Annotated in this window: 15 protein-coding genes, 1 tRNA gene and 3 pseudogenes; 7 read left to right on the plus strand and 12 right to left on the minus strand. The window is 35.2% G+C overall.

Features of this window, described 5'->3' with window-relative positions:
• Nucleotides 1-795 precede the first annotated feature (795 nt).
• Nucleotides 796-3450, plus strand: a complete 2655-nt coding sequence (locus tag NBW37_RS05735) for a 2-oxoglutarate dehydrogenase E1 component (RefSeq protein WP_250297008.1) — start codon at nucleotides 796-798, stop codon at nucleotides 3448-3450.
• A 207-nt stretch (nucleotides 3451-3657) separates the two neighbouring features.
• On the opposite strand, the gene NBW37_RS05740 is transcribed toward NBW37_RS05735, so the two are convergent.
• The 12 genes and pseudogenes from NBW37_RS05740 to NBW37_RS05800 all read right to left on the minus strand — a co-directional run bounded on the left by NBW37_RS05740 (nucleotide 3658) and on the right by NBW37_RS05800 (nucleotide 13573).
• Nucleotides 3658-4827, minus strand: a complete 1170-nt coding sequence (locus NBW37_RS05740; protein WP_250295821.1) for an IS4 family transposase — start codon at nucleotides 4825-4827, stop codon at nucleotides 3658-3660.
• A 245-nt stretch (nucleotides 4828-5072) separates the two neighbouring features.
• Nucleotides 5073-5217, minus strand: a pseudogene (locus NBW37_RS07785) (IS4-like element ISWosp8 family transposase); the annotation flags it as partial.
• A 12-nt stretch (nucleotides 5218-5229) separates the two neighbouring features.
• The gene (locus tag NBW37_RS05750; RefSeq protein WP_250295817.1) at nucleotides 5230-6102 is read right to left on the minus strand and encodes an IS982 family transposase; all 873 of its coding nucleotides are present in this window, start codon (nucleotides 6100-6102) and stop codon (nucleotides 5230-5232) included.
• 149 nt (nucleotides 6103-6251) lie between these two features.
• Nucleotides 6252-6369 (minus strand): annotated as a pseudogene (locus NBW37_RS05755) (IS481 family transposase); the annotation flags it as partial.
• Between the two features lie 85 nt (nucleotides 6370-6454).
• Nucleotides 6455-7380 (minus strand): annotated as a pseudogene (locus tag NBW37_RS05760) (IS256 family transposase).
• A gap of 191 nt (nucleotides 7381-7571) precedes the next feature.
• On the minus strand, nucleotides 7572-8354 hold the full coding sequence (locus NBW37_RS05770) for an alpha/beta hydrolase (RefSeq protein WP_250297009.1): 783 nt from the start codon (nucleotides 8352-8354) through the stop codon (nucleotides 7572-7574).
• A 1-nt stretch (nucleotide 8355) separates the two neighbouring features.
• Nucleotides 8356-8874 (minus strand): c-type cytochrome, encoded by a 519-nt coding sequence (locus tag NBW37_RS05775; RefSeq protein ID WP_250296106.1) that lies wholly within the window; start codon nucleotides 8872-8874, stop codon nucleotides 8356-8358.
• Nucleotides 8875-9206: 332 nt separating this feature from the next.
• Entirely contained in the window at nucleotides 9207-10085 is an 879-nt protein-coding gene (folD, locus tag NBW37_RS05780) for a bifunctional methylenetetrahydrofolate dehydrogenase/methenyltetrahydrofolate cyclohydrolase FolD (RefSeq protein WP_250297010.1), read from the minus strand.
• Nucleotides 10069-10749: a UbiX family flavin prenyltransferase gene (locus tag NBW37_RS05785; protein ID WP_250296107.1), complete on the minus strand. Its 681-nt coding sequence runs from the start codon at nucleotides 10747-10749 to the stop codon at nucleotides 10069-10071. Before NBW37_RS05785 ends, folD begins: the two co-directional genes overlap by 17 nt.
• A complete protein-coding gene (locus tag NBW37_RS05790) occupies nucleotides 10742-11008 on the minus strand; it encodes a DUF2312 domain-containing protein (protein ID WP_250296108.1) in 267 nt (88 codons plus the stop codon). The genes NBW37_RS05785 and NBW37_RS05790 overlap by 8 nt, the downstream gene beginning before the upstream one ends.
• A 9-nt stretch (nucleotides 11009-11017) precedes the next feature.
• Entirely contained in the window at nucleotides 11018-12304 is a 1287-nt protein-coding gene (locus NBW37_RS05795) for an HlyC/CorC family transporter (protein WP_250296109.1), read from the minus strand.
• Between the two features lie 90 nt (nucleotides 12305-12394).
• Nucleotides 12395-13573, minus strand: coding sequence for an aspartate aminotransferase family protein (locus tag NBW37_RS05800; RefSeq protein WP_250296110.1), 1179 nt, complete (start codon nucleotides 13571-13573; stop codon nucleotides 12395-12397).
• A 399-nt stretch (nucleotides 13574-13972) separates the two neighbouring features.
• Here NBW37_RS05800 and NBW37_RS05805 point away from each other — a divergent pair, with 399 nt between their 5' ends.
• From NBW37_RS05805 to ssb, 6 genes are all read left to right on the plus strand, one after another.
• The gene (locus tag NBW37_RS05805) at nucleotides 13973-15718 is read left to right on the plus strand and encodes a type I secretion system permease/ATPase (protein WP_250296111.1); all 1746 of its coding nucleotides are present in this window, start codon (nucleotides 13973-13975) and stop codon (nucleotides 15716-15718) included.
• A gap of 308 nt (nucleotides 15719-16026) precedes the next feature.
• Nucleotides 16027-17457 (plus strand): hypothetical protein, encoded by a 1431-nt coding sequence (locus NBW37_RS05810; RefSeq protein ID WP_250296112.1) that lies wholly within the window; start codon nucleotides 16027-16029, stop codon nucleotides 17455-17457.
• A gap of 4 nt (nucleotides 17458-17461) precedes the next feature.
• Nucleotides 17462-18070, plus strand: a complete 609-nt coding sequence (locus NBW37_RS05815; RefSeq protein ID WP_250296113.1) for a hypothetical protein — start codon at nucleotides 17462-17464, stop codon at nucleotides 18068-18070.
• A gap of 4 nt (nucleotides 18071-18074) precedes the next feature.
• Complete coding sequence (locus tag NBW37_RS05820) at nucleotides 18075-18881, plus strand: hypothetical protein (protein ID WP_250296114.1); 807 nt, start codon at nucleotides 18075-18077, stop codon at nucleotides 18879-18881.
• A 167-nt stretch (nucleotides 18882-19048) separates the two neighbouring features.
• Nucleotides 19049-19122: transfer RNA gene (locus NBW37_RS05825), tRNA-Arg, on the plus strand.
• Nucleotides 19123-19189: 67 nt separating this feature from the next.
• Nucleotides 19190-19672 (plus strand): single-stranded DNA-binding protein, encoded by a 483-nt coding sequence (gene ssb / locus NBW37_RS05830; protein ID WP_250296115.1) that lies wholly within the window; start codon nucleotides 19190-19192, stop codon nucleotides 19670-19672.
• Nucleotides 19673-19681 lie beyond the last annotated feature (9 nt).

The following is a 19681-nucleotide window of genomic DNA, read 5'->3' on the forward strand; positions in this document are numbered from 1 at the left end:
CATCCAAGTGGCTCATAGAAACGGATTAAACGAAAAAACTTCCTTGACAAGCCTTGCCAGCCCCCTTATCATGAAACTGAAGCTATATTATTTAACTTCCCAATCTGTGCAGATTAAAATGACAAGAAGACTTGTATTTGGCGTACTATTGTTTAATTTTTGCACTATGTGCATACTATGTCTTTATAAAAATTTTGGGTTTTTACCCACATAAGCTGAAAAGCGCTTATAAAGCGTTTAAGACATCACCCAACGTCAAATTTTAAAATAAAGAGTGGAATAACTAGCTACTCCGGGGATTCTTTGTCTTTTTTTTCTGCTGGTAAATTTCTTAAACATTTATAGCTTAAGTTAGTTGCGTTTAAAAGCAGCTAAATTGCAGTGTTTAAGACTTAAAGAACGCCGATACTGAAAATAAACAATGACTAGGGCTTCTTTTGCCTTTTTTTCCGTTTGGTAAATTTCTTAATGTTTATGGCTAAAGTAACTTAGGTTCACCGACAATCGTCATCCCGCTACGTGTTAGCGCCGCGGCGGTATGACGGTTCGTGCGGCATAGCAATTCGTCATCCCGCTACGTGTTAGCGGGATCTAGAGATACCGCGAATGAATCGCGGTATGACGGTCTGCGGCGGAACGACGGTTCGTGGCGGCATAGCAATTCGTCATCCCGCTGCTTGTTAGCGGGATCTATGTTAAGAGATACCGCGGCGGTATGACGTATAGAAACTAAAAAAGTTCTTTTTTAAAAAACTTAAGTTATACTTATAATATTTGATACCTTTTATAGTGATTATGTCGAGTTTAAGCTGCCTTCATGGTGATAATGCAGAATTTGTAGAAGAAATGTATAGCCGTTATCTGCAGGGCGATAAATCAATCGGGGAAGATTGGAACAGAATTTTTTCAAGCAATTTAGAAGTTAATAAAGCGGAGACCTGCGGTGCACAACATGCAACTAAGGTGGATGATTCGGCTTCTGATTTGGCAAATTTCTTTAGGTCCTACGGTCATTTTTTTGCAGACTTAAATCCATTATCACCAAGTGGAAATAAACAAATAGATTATCAGAAATATTCGAATCTCTCTCCTACGAGTGACACTAGAACCTACAGAGATATTTACTGCAAGAATATCGGTTTTGAATTTATGCATATCTCCTCTTATGAAGAGAAAATGTGGCTGCAGGAAAAGATCGAAAATCAAACCTATACGCTGAGCTCACAAGACAAAAAAGAAATACTGAGGCACTTGGTCGAATCCGAAATGTTCGAGCAATTTCTCCATATGAAGTTTCCTGGATATAAGCGTTTTTCTATCGAAGGTGGAGAGTCAGCTATTGTTGCAATTGAGAAAATTATTAGTGATTCTGCAGCTTTTGGTATTGAAGAAATAGTTCTTGGCATGGCTCACCGCGGACGGCTCAATGTTCTAACCAAAGTTATGGGAAAAGAATATGCGGCAATGCTGTCTGAATTTCAAGGCAACCTTGCATACCCAAGTGGTCTTGAAGTGTCTGGTGATGTTAAATATCACCTTGGTTATTCTTCTGATCGAGCACTTACAGGTGGTAAAAAAATACATTTAAGTTTATGCCCTAATCCATCTCACCTTGAAGCGGTAAATCCGGTTTTGGCTGGAAGAATAAGAGCAAAACAGGATATAAGGTCTGTGCTTGGAATATCAATTCATGGTGATGCGGCTTTCATTGGTCAAGGAGTGGTTGCCGAAACCCTGACTTTGAGCAACATTGAAGGTTATAAAGTGGGTGGTATTGTGCACATTGTTATAAACAATCAAGTTGGTTTTACTGCGAGCCCAAGCTGCGCACGATCCTCTTTTTATTGCACTGACATAGCAAAATCAATAGAAGCTCCAGTGTTTCACGTTAATGGAGATAACCCTGAGGCTGTGAGTTTTGTTGCGAGTTTGGCGATGGAATATAGGCAGAAATTTAAAAAGGACGTAGTGATTGACATAATATGTTACCGCAAATATGGCCATAATGAAGGCGATGAACCGAATTTCACTCAGCCACTTATGTACAAGGTAATATCAAAGCATAAAACTCCAGGAACGCTGTATGAAGAAAAATTGACTGCAGAGAAAGTATTAGGCGATGATGAAGTAAGTAAACTACGCAGTGAATTCAGGGCAAAATTAGATAAAAGTCTTGCTGAATCAGCGGCTTATATTCCAAAAAAAGCTGACTGGTTCGGTGGAGTGTGGTCAAAATTAAGAAGAGCAAAGTTGAACGATTTGAGCGAATACTATACAAATTCTGGTGTTCCGCCAGATGAGCTGAAAAAATTAGGTGTGCATATAAATAGCAACATCCCAAATAGCTTTAACATTAACAATAAGGTTAGAAAAATACTCGATGGCAAAATAGAGAGTATAAATTCCGGTCACGATATAGACTGGGCAACTGCTGAAAGTCTTGCATTTGCGTCACTGCTTACAGAAGGAATAAGAGTACGTTTATCAGGCCAAGACTCTGGTCGCGGAACTTTTTCGCACCGTCATTCAAGGCTTGTTGATCAGGTAACAGAAGAAGCATTTATTCCGCTAAACAATATAAATGAAAAGCAAGCTCACTTTGAGGTCATAGATAGCGCACTATCTGAGTATGCTGTGATGGGCTTTGAATATGGATATAGTCTTGATTCCCCGTATTCACTGGTGCTCTGGGAAGGACAATTTGGTGATTTTGCAAATGGTGCACAAATTATGATCGACCAGTTTATCGCATCTGCAGAAACAAAGTGGTTGCGATCAAGCGGTCTAGTTTTATTGCTGCCTCATGGTTATGAAGGACAGGGACCTGAGCATAGCTCCGCACGTATAGAGAGATTTTTGCAACTCTGCGCAGAGGATAATATGCAGGTAGTTAATTGTTCCACTCCGGCGAATTACTTCCATGTCTTACGCAGACAAATGCATAGAGACTTTCGTAAGCCTCTGGTAGTGTTTACACCTAAATCACTATTGCGTCATAAAAGAGCAGTTTCTAACCTATCTGACTTTGAAGGAAAATTCCTCACGGTAATTCCAGAATATAGAACAGATTTGGTTTCAAGCGATAAAATACGTAAAGCTGTAATATGTAGCGGTAAAGTTTACTACGACATAATTGAAATGCTTGAAGCACAAAAAATAAACGATATAGCAGTAATACGTTTGGAACAATTCTATCCGTTTCCTGCCGATAAACTAAGTATTGAACTTGAAAAATACGAAAACGCTGAAATTGTATGGTGTCAAGAAGAACCAAAAAATATGGGAGGATGGTTTTTTGTCAACCCATTGATAGAAGAAGTGTTGTCCAATCTCGATATCCAAGCAAAAAGACCTAAGTGCATCGCAAGACCCGTTGCCGCATCTCCTGCATGTGGTTATGCTAGTGTACATGCTCAGCAACAGGAGGAGATTTTAAGACAGATCGCTTAGTATTTACAGTTATTGAAGCAGAAGTGGTGCTATAAAAGTAGCTGACACTTGAATCCGGTTGCATCACGCGCTGCGGCCAGGCGCAATAGAAAAGGTGATCTAAAAAGATAATCATAGAGTAAATGTGAGCTTACAATAAATGGTGTCATCCAAGTAGCCGACACTGGTTTCCATCCAAAAGGGTGTCATCCATAAGTGTTGAAAGTATCAAAAATGGCGTGATATAAGGTGATTGACGGCATGTAAATTACCTCCCGACAGTAAAACAATCGAACGTATAAAAGAGTCATTTAGATCCAATGTGAATTGCAGTAATGCTATTTTGAACCCATGTAGATTATTTTTGATTTTATAAACAAGAAATAACAAAGCCGTAATAATAATCATGTAAATATACACCTTCATGCCATTCATAGTATGGCTTAAAAAGTGCTTATATCCAAGATTTTGCTTTATAAATTTAAAGAACACTTCTATATCCCATCTGCGCCTATATAGCTCTGTTACTTCATAAGCTGGCATTTCAAACAAGTTTGTCAAAAACCATATTTCATCTCCAATTTTATTTCTGATTTTTATTAGCCGTAGATCATGCTTTTCTGCCACTTTACCTCGTGCACGATAAAGATTAACTATTATATCTTCTAAAATCTCTGATCCATCCGATTTTTGTTCTCCTATAACTTTGTTCCTGCTTATAACATCATGTTTTCTTCCTACTTTAACTCTTGTGATAAATTTGTACTCCTTTTCATCAAATTCGGCAAAAGTTCCAACTTTTCTGATTCCTCTATCAAATAATAAAATATCCTCTTTTTCAACTTTAGCTTCATTAATTGCTCTCACTAATGCTATATCTTCACTACTTTCTTCTTGTCCTTTACAAAATCTTATACTTGTCGGCAATTGATCCTTTAATCCTACACTCACTTTAACTTGACTATCGTTACTTTTACCGCCTATTTTCAGCCCATCTTTTATGAGATATCCCGATAAATTTATGATCGTCGAATCAAACTTATGTAAGTTATTTGATGTTTTTTGGGGTAATAGCTTTTTAATCTTGCTCATCAAATCAATATATACTCCCTTAAAATATTCTGGATTTATAACTTTTAACCTTTTTGACAAACCACTGTATGTTACTGTACTTTTATCGCTATTCTTATCCATTATACACCTGTTTATTACCATTTCTAGCGCTCTTAGGCTTGTTTTTTGCCCCATTAATATTAACTTCATTAGACCTTTAAATATAATCTTGCCCAACAATTTAGTATTACATTTATCTACTTCACTTAATTTTCCTAGCCTTTCTAAATCCTCATCTTTTATTAAATTTAGTACTCTTTCTATTTGATCCATTATTGCCTCCATTTTCTTGCAATAATAGTTCTTTATGTCTTTTTTGTGTTACTTTCAACACTTATGGGGTGTCATCCCAGTGCCCAGACACTGGGATCCAGAAAATTTGATTATGTACTATACAACATTTTCGATCAAAAGCTGGATTCCAGTGTCAAGCACTGGAATGACATCACAGGGGCACTGGAATTTTTATTCAGTATTTGTACATTAGCCATGCATCTGAACAGACAATGGCGTCAACTTAAGAGCCTCCATTAGCAAACTCTCCTAAAGACATGATGGCGTTTGGGCTTATCTACTTTATTGCGGCTATACAATCTTCCCGGTCGGATCTTAACTTTGGCGCGTATACTTAAAAAGGGCTTGAAAATCTTTTGGCGCAACAAGCACTTGATAAACCCCAGTTGCGGATTAATCAATATAGTAAAATCTAGAAATACAGGGCTTTTTAGGCTTCATGGAATATGAAACTAATGTGGAAAAGACGTGCACCAAGAAATTTATTGGAGACCTGTGCCTTGAATGCTCAAGCTCAAGTCTGTCTTTTAGGTAGCCAAAAACTGTTTCAATAATCGACCTTTTTCTTAAAAAAATCTTTTCTTCAAGTAGCATTAATGTGTTTTTCATACCTTTTTTTACTTTGGTAACGAGTTTTAGTCCTCTATCGAAGAGTTTTGCAAAGAGCTCTTTCTTTATATAGCCCTTATCACCAAACAAAAGACCAGTCAGTTTTTCAGTTAATTTTGGTACTGGTTTTCTGTCGTCAACGTTACCTTTAGTAAGTGTAACTCCTTGAATTTCACCTTTTTCATTAATTACCATATGCAATTTAAAACCAAAAAACCAGCCATATGTAGTCTTTCCAAGCTTTGCCAATCCTTTGAAAACTTTGTTTCTTGAGATTCTTTTTGGATGGCAAACAGCGATAGATGTTGCATCTATGTACGAAATCCCTGTCATTTTCGACTGCTCACATAGCCATTGCAAAAGTAATGCTAAATACCATAAAACCCTCGGTTTTAGCCTAATAAATCTACTATATGTTGGCAAATTTTGAAACTCAGATCCATATAGTGCTTTCAAATAATATGTATAGAAAGATTTAAAGTCCTCACATCTAGATTGTTGATAAAGTAAAATTATAGTAAGAATTTCAGAATGCGTAATCTCTGGCGTTCTGGTAGGTTTTTTACTGTTTGGCAGGAGTTTTTCTGCGAAATTTTTGTTTATAGCCTTGCAAAAATCGTCTACAAAGCAAAATAATTCTGTTACATTTTTATTCATGGGTAACCTCTCTACTTTTTGATAATATGTTTCCGGAGTTTACCCTATTTCCCTATCTTTTTCACTGACTTCTAATCCGCAACTGGGGTTTGATAAAGTTTCTACACCAAATAAAACTGAAAAATTTAAACGGTACTCAGTAATTTGATCTAGATGTATGGTCCCAAAGTATGATGGCATGGATTAAGTATAAACAATTCAGGAACACTGTGTACATATAAATTCATAAGGAGTCAGACCCTTGAGAGTTTTAAGTCTTTTCGGGAATGTTCAAAAAAGTGTGTCAAACCGCATTTTTAATTCAACTCAATTTTCAACCTAGCAGGAAAGAAGATATCAAGTTGAGATATAGTTAAAGCCCAATTGGGATAGTCCAATTTTGCTCTACCTTTTTTATAGCACAATATACCTGTTTATACAAGGCATTTGTGCTGGTAAATGAGCCCTTAGTTTTAGTAAATTTTCTGATTTGTCTATGCAGCCCCTCAATAGGATTGGTGGTATAAATTATCCTCCTCAGAATACTTGAAATAGCCGGATCCAATTATTCTGCCAGGATTTTATGACTAGTGGGTCCCCATTTTTCTTCCAACTCAAGCAGAGCAATTTCTCTACTTGAAGCCTGATATACTTTTTTTAAATCACTCATAAAAATCTTTACATCTTTGCTGGATACATATTTTAGAGAATTGCGTATCTGATGCACCACACATAGCTGTACTTCCGCATTAGGAAACACACTGTTTATGGCTGTAGGAAAGCTTTTTAGCCCATCTACACATGCAATTAGAATATCTTCTACTCCTCTTTCTTTTAGATCATTTAGTACTCCCAACCAGAACTTCACTTTCAGCCAAATAAAAGCCCAAGACTTCTTTTCTGCCATTTTGCCAATATATTGTACATACATTTACTTACGCAATGTCCATCCTCTTTGACCTTAAAAAACCATGAACACTATCGGATATACAGATTGCAGCGGCCATTCGTTGATTACTGGTAGCAGTTTGTCAGTAATACTGGATATCTCTGCTGCCGATATTTTGTGATCGTAAATTTCTTCTACATGTGACGCTATATCTCTATAGCCCATACCACTGGCAAATGTGCTCAAAATCTTCGTTTCAAGCTCTGGTTTGTTTGCCTTTTTTTGACTATTTGCGGCTCAAAACTTCCTTCTCTATCTCTTGGTGTTAACAGTTCAAATGAACCTGCACTTGTACGCAAAGTCTTTCCATTTCTCCCATTTCTTCGATTATTTTCTTCACTTTCAGCCAATAAGTGATTTTCTATTTCACCTTCTAGACTCGCCTCCAGCAGCTTTTTTAAACGGTGTTAATCCTTCCTGTCAGCGGCCTTCCTTCTCGTATAGACGATAGAATATTTGCTTCCAGTTCTTTATAGTCTACCAAACCAGTAGTTTTATTTGCTATTCTTTGATTCATATGTGAAACCTCCATTTTTTTATATCAATTTATTACTTTTTTTTCGGTTTGACACACTTTTTTGAACATTCCCCAAAATTCTCTAATGGTCTTAAATAAAACTTCCCGCGAATGATTGTCAGACATGTTATGCTCTGCTGATTTTATCAAGTATACTTCAACATCGGTTGACTTGATTTTTTCAGCTAAATTCAATGAAGTTTGATAAGGAACATCTTTATCATTAATGCTATGCAATAAGCGCACAGGACAGTTTATATCTATTGCTTCTCTGTTTAAAAGAAGGTTCTTTCTGCCATCTTCGATCAAATTTTTAGTTATTTTGTATGTACAATGCTCTGAAGTGAAATCTATTGCACCTTTAGAATCTAGTTCTTCCTTTTGCTTGCCTGACAATTGCTTGAATATCAAATCTTCAGTAAAATCAGGAGCAGACGATATGCCGATTAATGCTGCAATTTTTTCCGGAAATTGAAGGGCAGTGAGCAGCATCAGCCATCCTCCCATACTTGAACCTATAATTATTTGTTTATCGCTAGTTAATTCACTCATCACTTTAGCACAATTTTTTTGCCAATCACTTATTGTATAATTAGAAAAATTACCGCTTGAATAACCGTGACCAAAATAATCAAATAGCACAAGTGCTACATCATTTTCTTGGCAAAATTTGTAAATAGCAGTTGCTTTAGTTCCATCCATATTAGATGCAAATCCACCGAAAAAAACTACAGAAGCTTTCTTCCCTTGTAGCTTTCGATATGCTATGTGACCATTATTTCCATCAAACAATTTGCAATAATTCATACTACTTTGGCAAAGCAACCGGACTATTGCTCATCGAACGCAAATAGCTGACTAGATCTGCAATTTCTTGTGGATTGGAAATGCCTGCAAATGCCATACGTGTACCTTTTATATAGGCTTTTGGGTTCTTTAAAAAGGCAAATAGCTCCTCATATCCCCATTTTCCACCTTTTTCAAGCACTGCTTTTGAGTAATTGAATGAGTTGCCAAGATGAGCCTTTTTGTTTCCAACTACGTCCCATAAGTTTGGTCCTACTTTATTCATTCCACCTTTCTCAAAACTATGGCAAGCTATACATTTTTTCGCTGCTGATTTACCTTTCTCAAAGCTAGCATTCTGCATAAGCACTCCAATATCCAGCGCCACTTGCTCGATTTTTTGCTGAGGCTCAGCAGCTACTATCGTTTGGTGTTCGATCTCATATTCTTCTGGACTATACAGCATATCAACTACATTACTAACTATCATAATGATTAGCCCAGAAAGTAAAATCGATGCTGCAATCTTATTAAGCTCCATAGTTAATTTTATTAAGTAATGTTACTTAAATTATGCAAATATTTTTGCAAACAGCAAACAATTACCTTAAAGCTCGCTAAAGATAAGAGTCTCTACCACTTAAAATAAGCTCCTTCCCGTTCTGCTTAAGCAGGTCCATATACACAATTATCTGGCATAACATATTCATTTATACTTCCTGCAAACATTGATGCAACAGTTACACCTGTAACTATTCCTGTGGGTTTTTATGACGGCATCCTGTCATTCCAGTACCCAGACACTGGTTTCCATCCAAGAGGGTGTCATGCAAGTAGCTGATTTAAGAAACATACATGTTGCTTCATTATATCTCAACTAATGAAATTAGAAGCATCAACTCCCTTCTGCAAGCAAGCAGCAATAACAGTGTTCATCATTAGAAATGCAATTGTCATTGGGCCAACGCCCCCGGGTACTGGGGTAATAGCTTTGACTTTTTCTTTTATTCCCCCGAAGTCAACATCACCTACGAGCTCTCCTACGTTAACGCTATTTATGCCAACATCGATCACTATTGCACCTTTCTTTATCCAGTCTGCTTGAACAAAATTTGGCTTTCCGACTGCTGCAACTACTATATCCGCTTTAGAGCAATATTCAGCTAAATCCTTACTCTGTGAGTGCAAGATGGTAACAGTGCAGTTTTCTTGCAACAATAGATGAAACATTGGTTTACCTACGATATTTGACCTGCCAATCACAACTGCGTTTTTACCGGAAAGATTCTCTTCAATTGATTTAATTAAATGCAAAGAACCTTTAGGAGTGCAAGGTATAAGGCAATTTTTTTCACCTTTAACTAATTTGCCAACGTTCTCATCATGGAAGCCATCTACATCTTTTTCAATACTCACTGCATTAATTACTCTGCTTGCACTAATGTGATTTGGTAAAGGCAACTGCACTAAAATTCCATGTACAGATTGATCCTCATTGAATTCATTAATTTTTCCAATTAACTCATCTTCTGAAATATTATCAGGCAAAACAATAGTTTCAGAACTTATGCCTATTGATTCTGCTTTTCTTTGTTTATTACGAACGTAGACCTGACTTGCTGGATTGCTACCAACGAGAATTACTTTCAGGCAAGGAAAAATATTATGTTCCCTCTTTAGAACATGAATCTTTTGTGATAGCCTCTCACACAGGTCGTTTGCTATTTTTTTACCATCAATAATCATTGTCACTTCCTTGCCACTCCTTAAAGTCAGGTAATTTGATATCAAATAAATCCAATACTTTGCCAACAGAATGATTAATAATATCATCCAACGATTTCGGTTTAATATAAAAAGCTGGCACCGGTGGAGTAATAATTGCTCCCATCTCCGTTAATTTTAACATATTTTGTAAATGCCCAAGATGTAGTGGTGACTCTCGCACCATAAGAACTAACTTTCTTCTTTCTTTTAGCGTTACATCTGCAGCCCTTGTCAATAGATTGGAAGTAACACCTGATGCGATTTCAGACATTGTCTTCATAGAGCATGGTGCTACAATCATCCCTGAGGTTTTAAATGAGCCGCTTGCTATTTTTTCTCCTATCTTTTCTTCAGAATAGTAAAAATCTGCAAGTGATGTAATACCTTCAAGTTTTTCTTTAATCTCATGAGCTAAAGTTATTTTCCCAGCACGGCTTATTACTAAATGAGTTTCATAACCAGGTTTGGTGTCATTTGAGTAGCTGACATTGGAATCTATACACTTTTTCTGGATGGGAGTAGTCAAGCTACTTGGATGACCGATGGATTGTACAAGAGATCTATTAATATTTCTTAACGCCTCTAAAATACGTACACCGTAAATAGAACCAGATGCTCCACTTATTCCAATTACAATTCTGCTATTCACTTAACTCTTCTTCGCAACTCATTCCTAATGCACGTTTATAGGTATCAAGCAATATTTCCTGTTCCTCTCTGTCATCATCATCCATCTTCCTCAGCCTAATAATTTGTTTCATCACTTTTGTATCCCAGCCTTCATCTGCAGCTTTTGCATATACATCACGAATGTGATCTTGCACATCCCTCTTTTCTTGTTCAAGTTTCTCGATTCTCTCTATGTAACCCTTCAACTCTTCAGTCGTTATTTTTACTGTATCTTCCATAAAACTCCACTAATTAATCGCTACTATAGTATTATCAGTTTTTACTTGCACTTCAATAACAGTAATAACATTTTTATCTTTTTTTAAAATCTTAAAGCGAAAGCCATACATGGAAAACTCCTCGCCTTCGTCAGGAATGCGCTCTATTTCATTCACAATCATACCTGCTAGAGTTGTAGCTTCTTCATCAGGGAGATTCCAGTGTAACTGCCTGTTAATGTCCCTAATAGTAGATTTTCCTTCTATGTGATACATATTGTCAGATATTTTCTTTATAAAATTCTCCATGATCAAATCATGTTCATCGGAAATTTCTCCGACTATTTCTTCTAATATATCCTCAAGGGTTACGATCCCCTGCAATGCTCCATATTCATCGATAACAAGTGCAAGGTGTTTCCTGTTCTTACGGAAGTTGTGAAGTTGTACGCTAAGCAGCGTACTTTCTGGTATGAACCAAGGTTTCGACATAACTTGGGCAATGTCAACTTCTTCTGTTTTATTATCCTTCTCACGCAAGGCATTTATTAGATCTTTCACGTGAATTACACCGACAATATCTTCTGGTTCTTTTTGCCATAAAGGAATTCTACTGTGACTGCTGGTTAAAATTTCCCTTATCAACTCTTCTTTATTTCGATTTATATCAAGAGAAAACAAATTTCTCCTATGGGTCATAATTTGTGATATTTCTGTCTCAGCCAAATCAAGTACGCTGCTCAGCATATCCAGATCTTGTTGTAACATAGTTCCTTCACTGCGATGAAGAGTAATCATATTACGCATTGCATCCGCTGCAGATATCACTTCCTTATCTTTATGCAGCCCACATAGTTTCAGGATGAGATTGACAATAAATTGAATACCTAGCGTCAATGGAGAAAAAATCTTTACAAAAAACAATACAAAATAAGCAGAAAATGATGCAAATTTTTCAGGATTTTGAATAGCATAAGTTTTTGGTAGAACTTCGCAGAACAATAAAATACAAAATGTCATTATAATTGTTGATAGGAGAATGCCCTCATTTCCAAAAAGATTGATAAATATTGCTGTAAATAAAGCAGAGCAAGTAATATTAATAATTGTATTGCCGAGCAATACCGTCCCTATTGTTAATTCTTTCCTATTTAATAAGCGATCTATTATCCTGGCTCTTTTGTTACCGTCTAGCTTTAGCTTATTAACTCGAGAACGGCTAATTGAGGTTAAGCCTATTTCTGCCCCTGAGAACAAAAACGATAAAATTAACAAAACAAAAATTGCTGATGATACTAAGGCCAATAACCAATCCATTAAAGTACGATGTTATTGTGATAAAAAACAAAGTTAACTTTACATGTTATGAAAGGCATTTGCAAGCTTGAAGTTTTATATTGCCAAATTTTATATATCTTTAATCTTAAAAAACAAATCATAAAGTATATTACATGCTGCGTTCACATGCTCATCCTCAATGATAAGTGGTGGGGTTATCCTTACTACTTTGTTGTTTAAAACCCTAGTTATTATTAAACCTTTATCAAGAGATCGATTGATAATTTTATCAGCTACAGGAGTTGCTAGTTCTATTCCCATTAGTAACCCTTCTCCACGAACTTCTGAAATCATCTCCGGAAATTCTTTAGCTAAAGACAACAACTTTTCTTTCAAGCGTTTACTTATACTTTTAACGTGACCAAAAAAGCCTTCTTTTAGCATTATATCCAGTACTGCATTACCAACAGTCATAGCAAGTGGATTACCACCATAGGTTGATCCATGAGTTCCTGGAGTGATTGCTTCTGCTATGTAATCTTTTACTAAACATGCAGCTAGAGGAAAACCGTTACCCATAGCTTTTGCACAGGTTAGCATATCAGGTTCAATGCCGACATTTTGATAATGAAATAAAGAACCGATGCGTCCATATCCGCATTGCACTTCATCAAAGCACAAAATTATTCCTTGAGCTTTTGTTATTTCCCTTACTTTTTGAAGATATTCTACGTCTAGTGGATATACTCCGCCTTCGCTTTGTATGGGCTCTAAAAACACAGCAGCCGTTTCATCGCTGATTTTTTTCTCCAAAGCTTTAATGTCATTTCTTGGCACTTTATCAAAACCAGAAAGAAGCGGAGCAAAACCTTCGCGTGATTTTTCATTACCTCCAGCAGAAATTGCAGCAATACTGCGGCCATGAAACCCTCCTTCAATTGTAACAATACGATTACGTTTTGCTTGCCTTTTTGAATAAAAGTAACGACGAATAAACTTAATTGCAGCTTCTGTTGCTTCAAGTCCACTTGAGCAGAAAAAAACTTTATCTGCAAAAGTAAGGGTTGTTAAACGGTCAGCAAGCCTTTCTTGCTCGGGAATAGTGAAAATGTTAGAGCAGTGCCATAATGAGCTTGATTGCTCTTTCAGCTTATCTGTAATGTATGGATGACAATGCCCTAAAGAAGTTGTAGAAATACCTGCAGCAAAATCTAAATATTTTTTACCATCTTTATCAAAAAGATATGCCCCTTCTCCCCTGACTATAGGAGTGTTAAGTCTATTATACGCATTAACAACATGATCCATTTTGTAAGTATTGTGGTATTATCTATACTATACCTGAAATGAATCCATTAACACAAAGCTTTTCCTTTAACCTCTTATGCTACTTCAACTAAAAATTTGGCTAATGCAAACCTTTTTTGTCATTCTATAGCTAAAGTGACTTAGTTTTACCAACGATTCGCCACTTATTAGCAAAATCCAGAGATATGAGTTTACAGTTTACCAAACCATCGGTATAGCTAAATTGCTTTAGCTATAGGTAATGAAGGAAATGTTAACTATACTTCTTTTTACCATTGTTTATATTTCCTATTCACATGTATTAATATTTTACTCACTTAAAGTAAGCTAACTGCCGTTATTAATATTTTTGTAATAAAAATTGTATATGGTGCATATAATCAAATTAAGAGGAAGATTGTGGAAATTACGCCATCAATAAAAAAAGAATTGAAGCAAAGTACTCTATATATTTGCCTAGAAAAATGCAAAAGTGCATTTTGGTTTATCTTTTGGTTTAGTGCGGGAATCAATTTATTAATGTTATTCCTACCACTTTATACCTCTCAAGTGCTTGATCGGGTGATATCGAGCGAAAGTGTATCAACACTAACTATGCTAACAATTATCACCTTATCTGCATTTGCATGTTCTGCAATGCTTGAAACTTGTCGGTATTTAGCCATGGCAAAAATAGGTGATTGGATCGATAAAACTGCAACACCAGATCTGATAGTAAGGTCAATCAGGCTAACGTCAGTGCAGAGCTCAACTTCAAGTGGTGAAGCAATACGGGATCTTGGAGTAATAAAAAATTTCATTACAGGAAATGGTATATTCTCACTGTTTGATACTCCATGGTCGTTAATTTACCTTGTTGTGATTTTCATGATACATACCTCCACGGGGTTTATAGCTATTGCTGGAATCATTATATTAGTCTCTATGGCAATATGGAATGAACTTGCCACTAAACGAATATTACAAGAAACCAACGAAGAAACTATACGGAATATCAATGCTATAGATGTTGCAACAAGAAATGCAGAAGTGGTTGAAGCTATGGGCATGTCAGAATTCATAGTCTCTGATTGGTGTAAACGAAATGATCAGAACCGAGCAATGCAAATTAAAGCACAAAATCGCTCTAATGTGATCACCGGGATAACTAAATTTTTGCGCTCAACTCTGCAAATATCAGTAATTGGAACAGGTGCATTACTTGCAATCACAGCTCATAAGACTGCCGGTAGCATCATCGCTGCTTCAATTTTAATGGGTAGAGTATTAGCACCATTTGATGCTGCGGTTCATACTTGGAAGTTTTTAAATCAGGCTAGAATGTCATATGGAAGGCTACAAAGGCTTATATTAACATCGCCAAAAAGAGAGCAAACGATGGCTCTACCAGAACCTGAAGGAAAATTGGAATTTGATAGAGTATTTTTTACTCCTTATGGAAGCAATAAGCCGACAGTAAAAGGAATATCATTTGTAATAGAACCAGGGGACGTAGTTGGTGTTATAGGGGCCAGTGCTTCTGGTAAATCAACCATTGCGAAACTAACTGTTGGTGTATGGAAGCCAATATCTGGTGTAGTCAGACTAGATGGCGCTGATGTATATACTTGGAATCGAGAAAATTTTGGTAATTATGTTGGCTACTTACCTCAAGATATTGAGTTATTTAACACTAGTATCAAAGCTAATATTGCTCGCATGAGACCAGATCCAAATCCTGAAGAAATAATCAAAGCAGCAAAAATTGCAGGAATACATGAACTAATACTAAGCTTACCAAATGGATATGACACAACAATAGGAGGTCCAGGAGGAGTAACGCTCTCTGGCGGCCAAAAACAGCTTCTTGGACTTGCCAGAGCTTTCTATGGTCACACAAAACTTTTAGTACTTGATGAACCAAACGCTAACTTAGATAGCAATGGAGAGGCATGCTTAATTAATGCAGTTGGCATTGCAAGAAAGCAAAATACTACTACTGTTATCATCACTCACAAGCTACCGCTACTATCCGTGGTTGATAAAGTGATTCTCATGTCAGATGGTGTCATTTACGCTATGGGACCAAAAGATGAGATTTTGAGTAAATTAGTTGCTCCATCATCAAATACCACAGAGGATGAACGTTCTTCAGCAAATGGTTAGTTCTAAATTCTGTATCTGAAATAACAACTGTTCCAGAGAAATATATATTTCTTTACCATTAGAAATAATATTACAAGAATAGTAAATAGATTAATAACTCCTATTAATTAAAGTTAATCGGCAGATAGTGTATATTTCTAATTAATTTAATCTATTAATTAAATAGATTAATATTAGTAGTAACTTTATAAAAAAATTATGATATAAATAATGTTGCTACGAAGATTTATAACAATATTTCCCTCTAACGTTTAATGAATTTCAATAAATTACCTTTTTAATTCTAGATAAGTATACACTTTGTTAATATGTTTGGGTCAAAATCCAAAAGTAAGTTTATGCTTTCCATCGGAGAAGAAGGCATAATGTTACTATATTTTAAAAATAACACTTTAAATAAAAGGTATTTTGTTAAGGGCAAAAACGATAAAGCAGTTTCCGACTTAATTTCATGTCTTTCATCAGATAAAAAAGCACCTTTATACCTGGTGCTTAATCATGCAGATCAAAATTACTTGCTACAGTTTATTCCAAGAATAAACAAGATTAGTGCTTATCTATCAGCAAAAACAAAGATGGAGCATTTTGCTCACAATAACGATATAAGCTCAATTTTTTTGGTTGAGAAGCCAACCGAATTTAATCAAAACTGGTGCTATCTTCTTGTGTCATCAAAAGCAAAGCATTTAGTAGAATATTGGTTGAATGTATTTATTGAGATAGGCTCTAACTTTAAGGGAATATTAATGTTTCCTATAGAAATAAGTAATATAGTAAAAAAGATTCCACATAAAGATCCTAATAATTGGAAAATTATAGTTGCTGCAACTAAAACGGGAGGCTATAGACAAGTGGTTCTTAAAGAGAACAAAATGGTATTTACGCGTTTGATACCATTTACTAATGATAATTTACCAGGAATTATTGCTGGTGGAATATATCAGGAAGTGCAAGATACTATTCGATCCTTAACTAAGTTTGGGTTTGAAAAAAATAACCCTATCGACCTTTGCATCATAGTGTCAGAAGATATTAAAGCTAGTTTATCAGTCATAAATTTTTCAGAGAACAGTGTGAACATATTAACTCCATATGAGTTAGGCAAACTATTAGGAGCAGAACTAGCTATAAGTGAAAAAGATAACTTTTGTGATACCATAATTTTGTTTCATAGCTTTAAGAATAAATTAGCAGCTATTTTTAATACAAAGGAAACTAAAGAATTTTATCTATTCAATTATCTTTATTTAAACTCTCCTCAAATTTTTCTATACTTCGCTTTGGTTTTAGTTGTAATTAACGCCCTTTGTTTGCTAAATTTGTATTCAAACTTCAGTGTCGCTAATAATTTATCCGCAAAGCAGAGCACCTTAAATAACCAATTAACAAAACTTAGCCAAAGCTATAATGTAAAAAAAATAGATGAAATTTATGATTTTATTAATATCAATAATATTTTATTAAAAATAGAATACTCTCCTCTTACACAAGTTAAGTATGTAGAAAAGTTAAAAGTACCAGGTATAGAGCTTCGATCATTTGAATGGAATTATAATGAGGCAAAAAGTTATATTACCACAACTTTAAGGTTTAATTTTCAATCCGGTAAAAATATTTCTTATCAATACGAGAAACTACAAAAAAATTTAAATGATAATTTTCGTACCTATGACATTAATATTTCTGCTGCTAAAGGGCAAAATCTATCTATTGATGTTGAAATAGGAGAGGCAATGTAGATTAATGACTATCTCTCAATTAAAAAGAAAAGCTACAATTCAGTTTATATCGTATTTATTATTATCTGTTGGATTAATAGGGTTATTAACATATGTTGTTATCTATAACGAAAAAGTTTATAATAAAAACCAAATTGCGATTGATAAAATACATTCTATTAATTTACAGATTACTGGAATTCAAAAAAAGGAAGTTGTTCTAAATAAAAACCTAGATTTGTGGAAAAAAATTTCCTCTTCAAATTTACACAGTAGCAGATACATTGCAAATTTAAATTTCGAGCTTAGCAAGTTATATAAAAAGTACTATATATTAGAACCTGAAATATCAATTTCTATACCCGAAGAAGTTGAGCTTCACAACAAAAGTGAACGCACAAAAGTAATAAAAAGTGAAGTGGTCCTAAATTTAAGTTCAATCAGCGATAAGCATATTTTTTTATTTTTACAGTCTATTCCAAATCTGCCCGGTTATGTTATGATCAAATCTCTTATTTTAAACAAGCAGAGAAATATTGATGCTGCAACTATGAAACAAATTTTGAATGGTAATATGATAGAGATAGTGAGAGTTAATATAGTCTTTGATTGGTATACTATATTAAGTAGATAAGGTGATGAACATAAAGCTGTTTTTTATTTTTACGCTACTCATTTCCAATGTTAATGCATATTGCAGTTGTGAAGGTATCATAGAAAGCATAGGGATTTGTAAGGAGTATTCTTGCCGACAACATATTGGCAATGAAGATTTTATTGAGCATAAAATATTAGGATTAAATAGTGGAAATTTATGCGTATATATAGAAAAACAAGGTAATGATGAAATGGTTTGTCATCATTCTCAGTATGGAATGATGATAGAAAAAAGATATTTTGAAAGTATTCTTAAAGTTGGCAATCAAGAAATTGATGATTTTATTGATATAGCAAATTTGCGTGCAAAAGAGTGTTTCTTTATTAGCAATCAAAAACTAAGCTATATAGATCGGGACGATATAATAAGAGAAGCGGTGGAAAGTGATTTTGACGTTTTGTCACAATATAGTAATGTAAAAAGCATTTTTTTTGATGAAGAGCCAATTAATAAAATGGTCAATGAAATGGAAAAGTTCAATTTACGGTCTTCAAGAGCTGCAAAAGAGGAGAATTTCAACTGTAAGGTAGTAAGTTTAGACTCAATTTTGTACCTTTCTCCCGATACATGGAAAATATGGGTAAATGGAAAACTGTTTATAAATACTAAGGATTTAAAAGTGCACTCAGTTACTGAAAATTATGTAACTTTTGTATGGACCGTAGATCAAAAAGCAATAAAAAAGCATGCGAATGATTCTCAAAATGTATATCTTGGACATGGGAGTATTATGTTTACGCTTTATCCAAAACAAAAATTTGACTTGGATAGCTTATCTATTAAATAATTTAGTATATAGCCAAAGTGATTTAGGTTTACCGACAATTTGAAAAACCGTCATCCCGCTACGTGTTAGCGGGATCTATGCTAAGAGATACCGCGAATGAATCGCGGTATGACGGTCCGCTACGTGTTAGCGGGATCTAGAGATACCGCGGGTGGGTAGCTATATATGCGCTTGTAGCTCAGTTGGATAGAGCGTTGCCCTCCGGAGGCAAAGGTCGTGGGTTCGAATCCCTCCAAGCGCACTTTTAATTAAATTTGACAATAGTACTTTCACATAAGATAATAAAGAGATTTATTTAGAGCATAATTATGTCTGGTGGTACCATAAACAAAGTCATACTAGTTGGTAATTTAGGAAAAGATCCTGAAATTAGGACTACACAAAATGGAAAAGAGATGGCAAGTTTTTCAATAGCTACGTCTGAAAGTTGGACTGACAAACTTTCTGGTACACGCTCTGAAAAGACAGAATGGCATAATATCGTAATTTTTAGTGAAGGATTAGTAAAAATCGTTAAAGATTTTGCACGTAAAGGCAGTAAAGTTTATGTTGAAGGTTCTTTGAGAACCAGAAAATGGACTGACCAAAACGGTAGTGAAAGATACACAACGGAGGTGGTATTATATAATTTTAATAGCGCTCTTACTCTCCTCGATTCACGAAATAGTGCGCCAAATCCTGATTACAAGCCAAGTGAATACAAACAAAATGAACCAGAACAAAAAAATAAGTACGAAGGTTTTGACAATAATACAACAGATGAACTAATCGACGATGAAATACCGTTTTAATAACTTCAA

This window comes from Wolbachia endosymbiont of Oedothorax gibbosus (genome assembly GCF_936270145.1).
Taxonomy (GTDB): Bacteria; Pseudomonadota; Alphaproteobacteria; order Rickettsiales; family Anaplasmataceae; genus Wolbachia.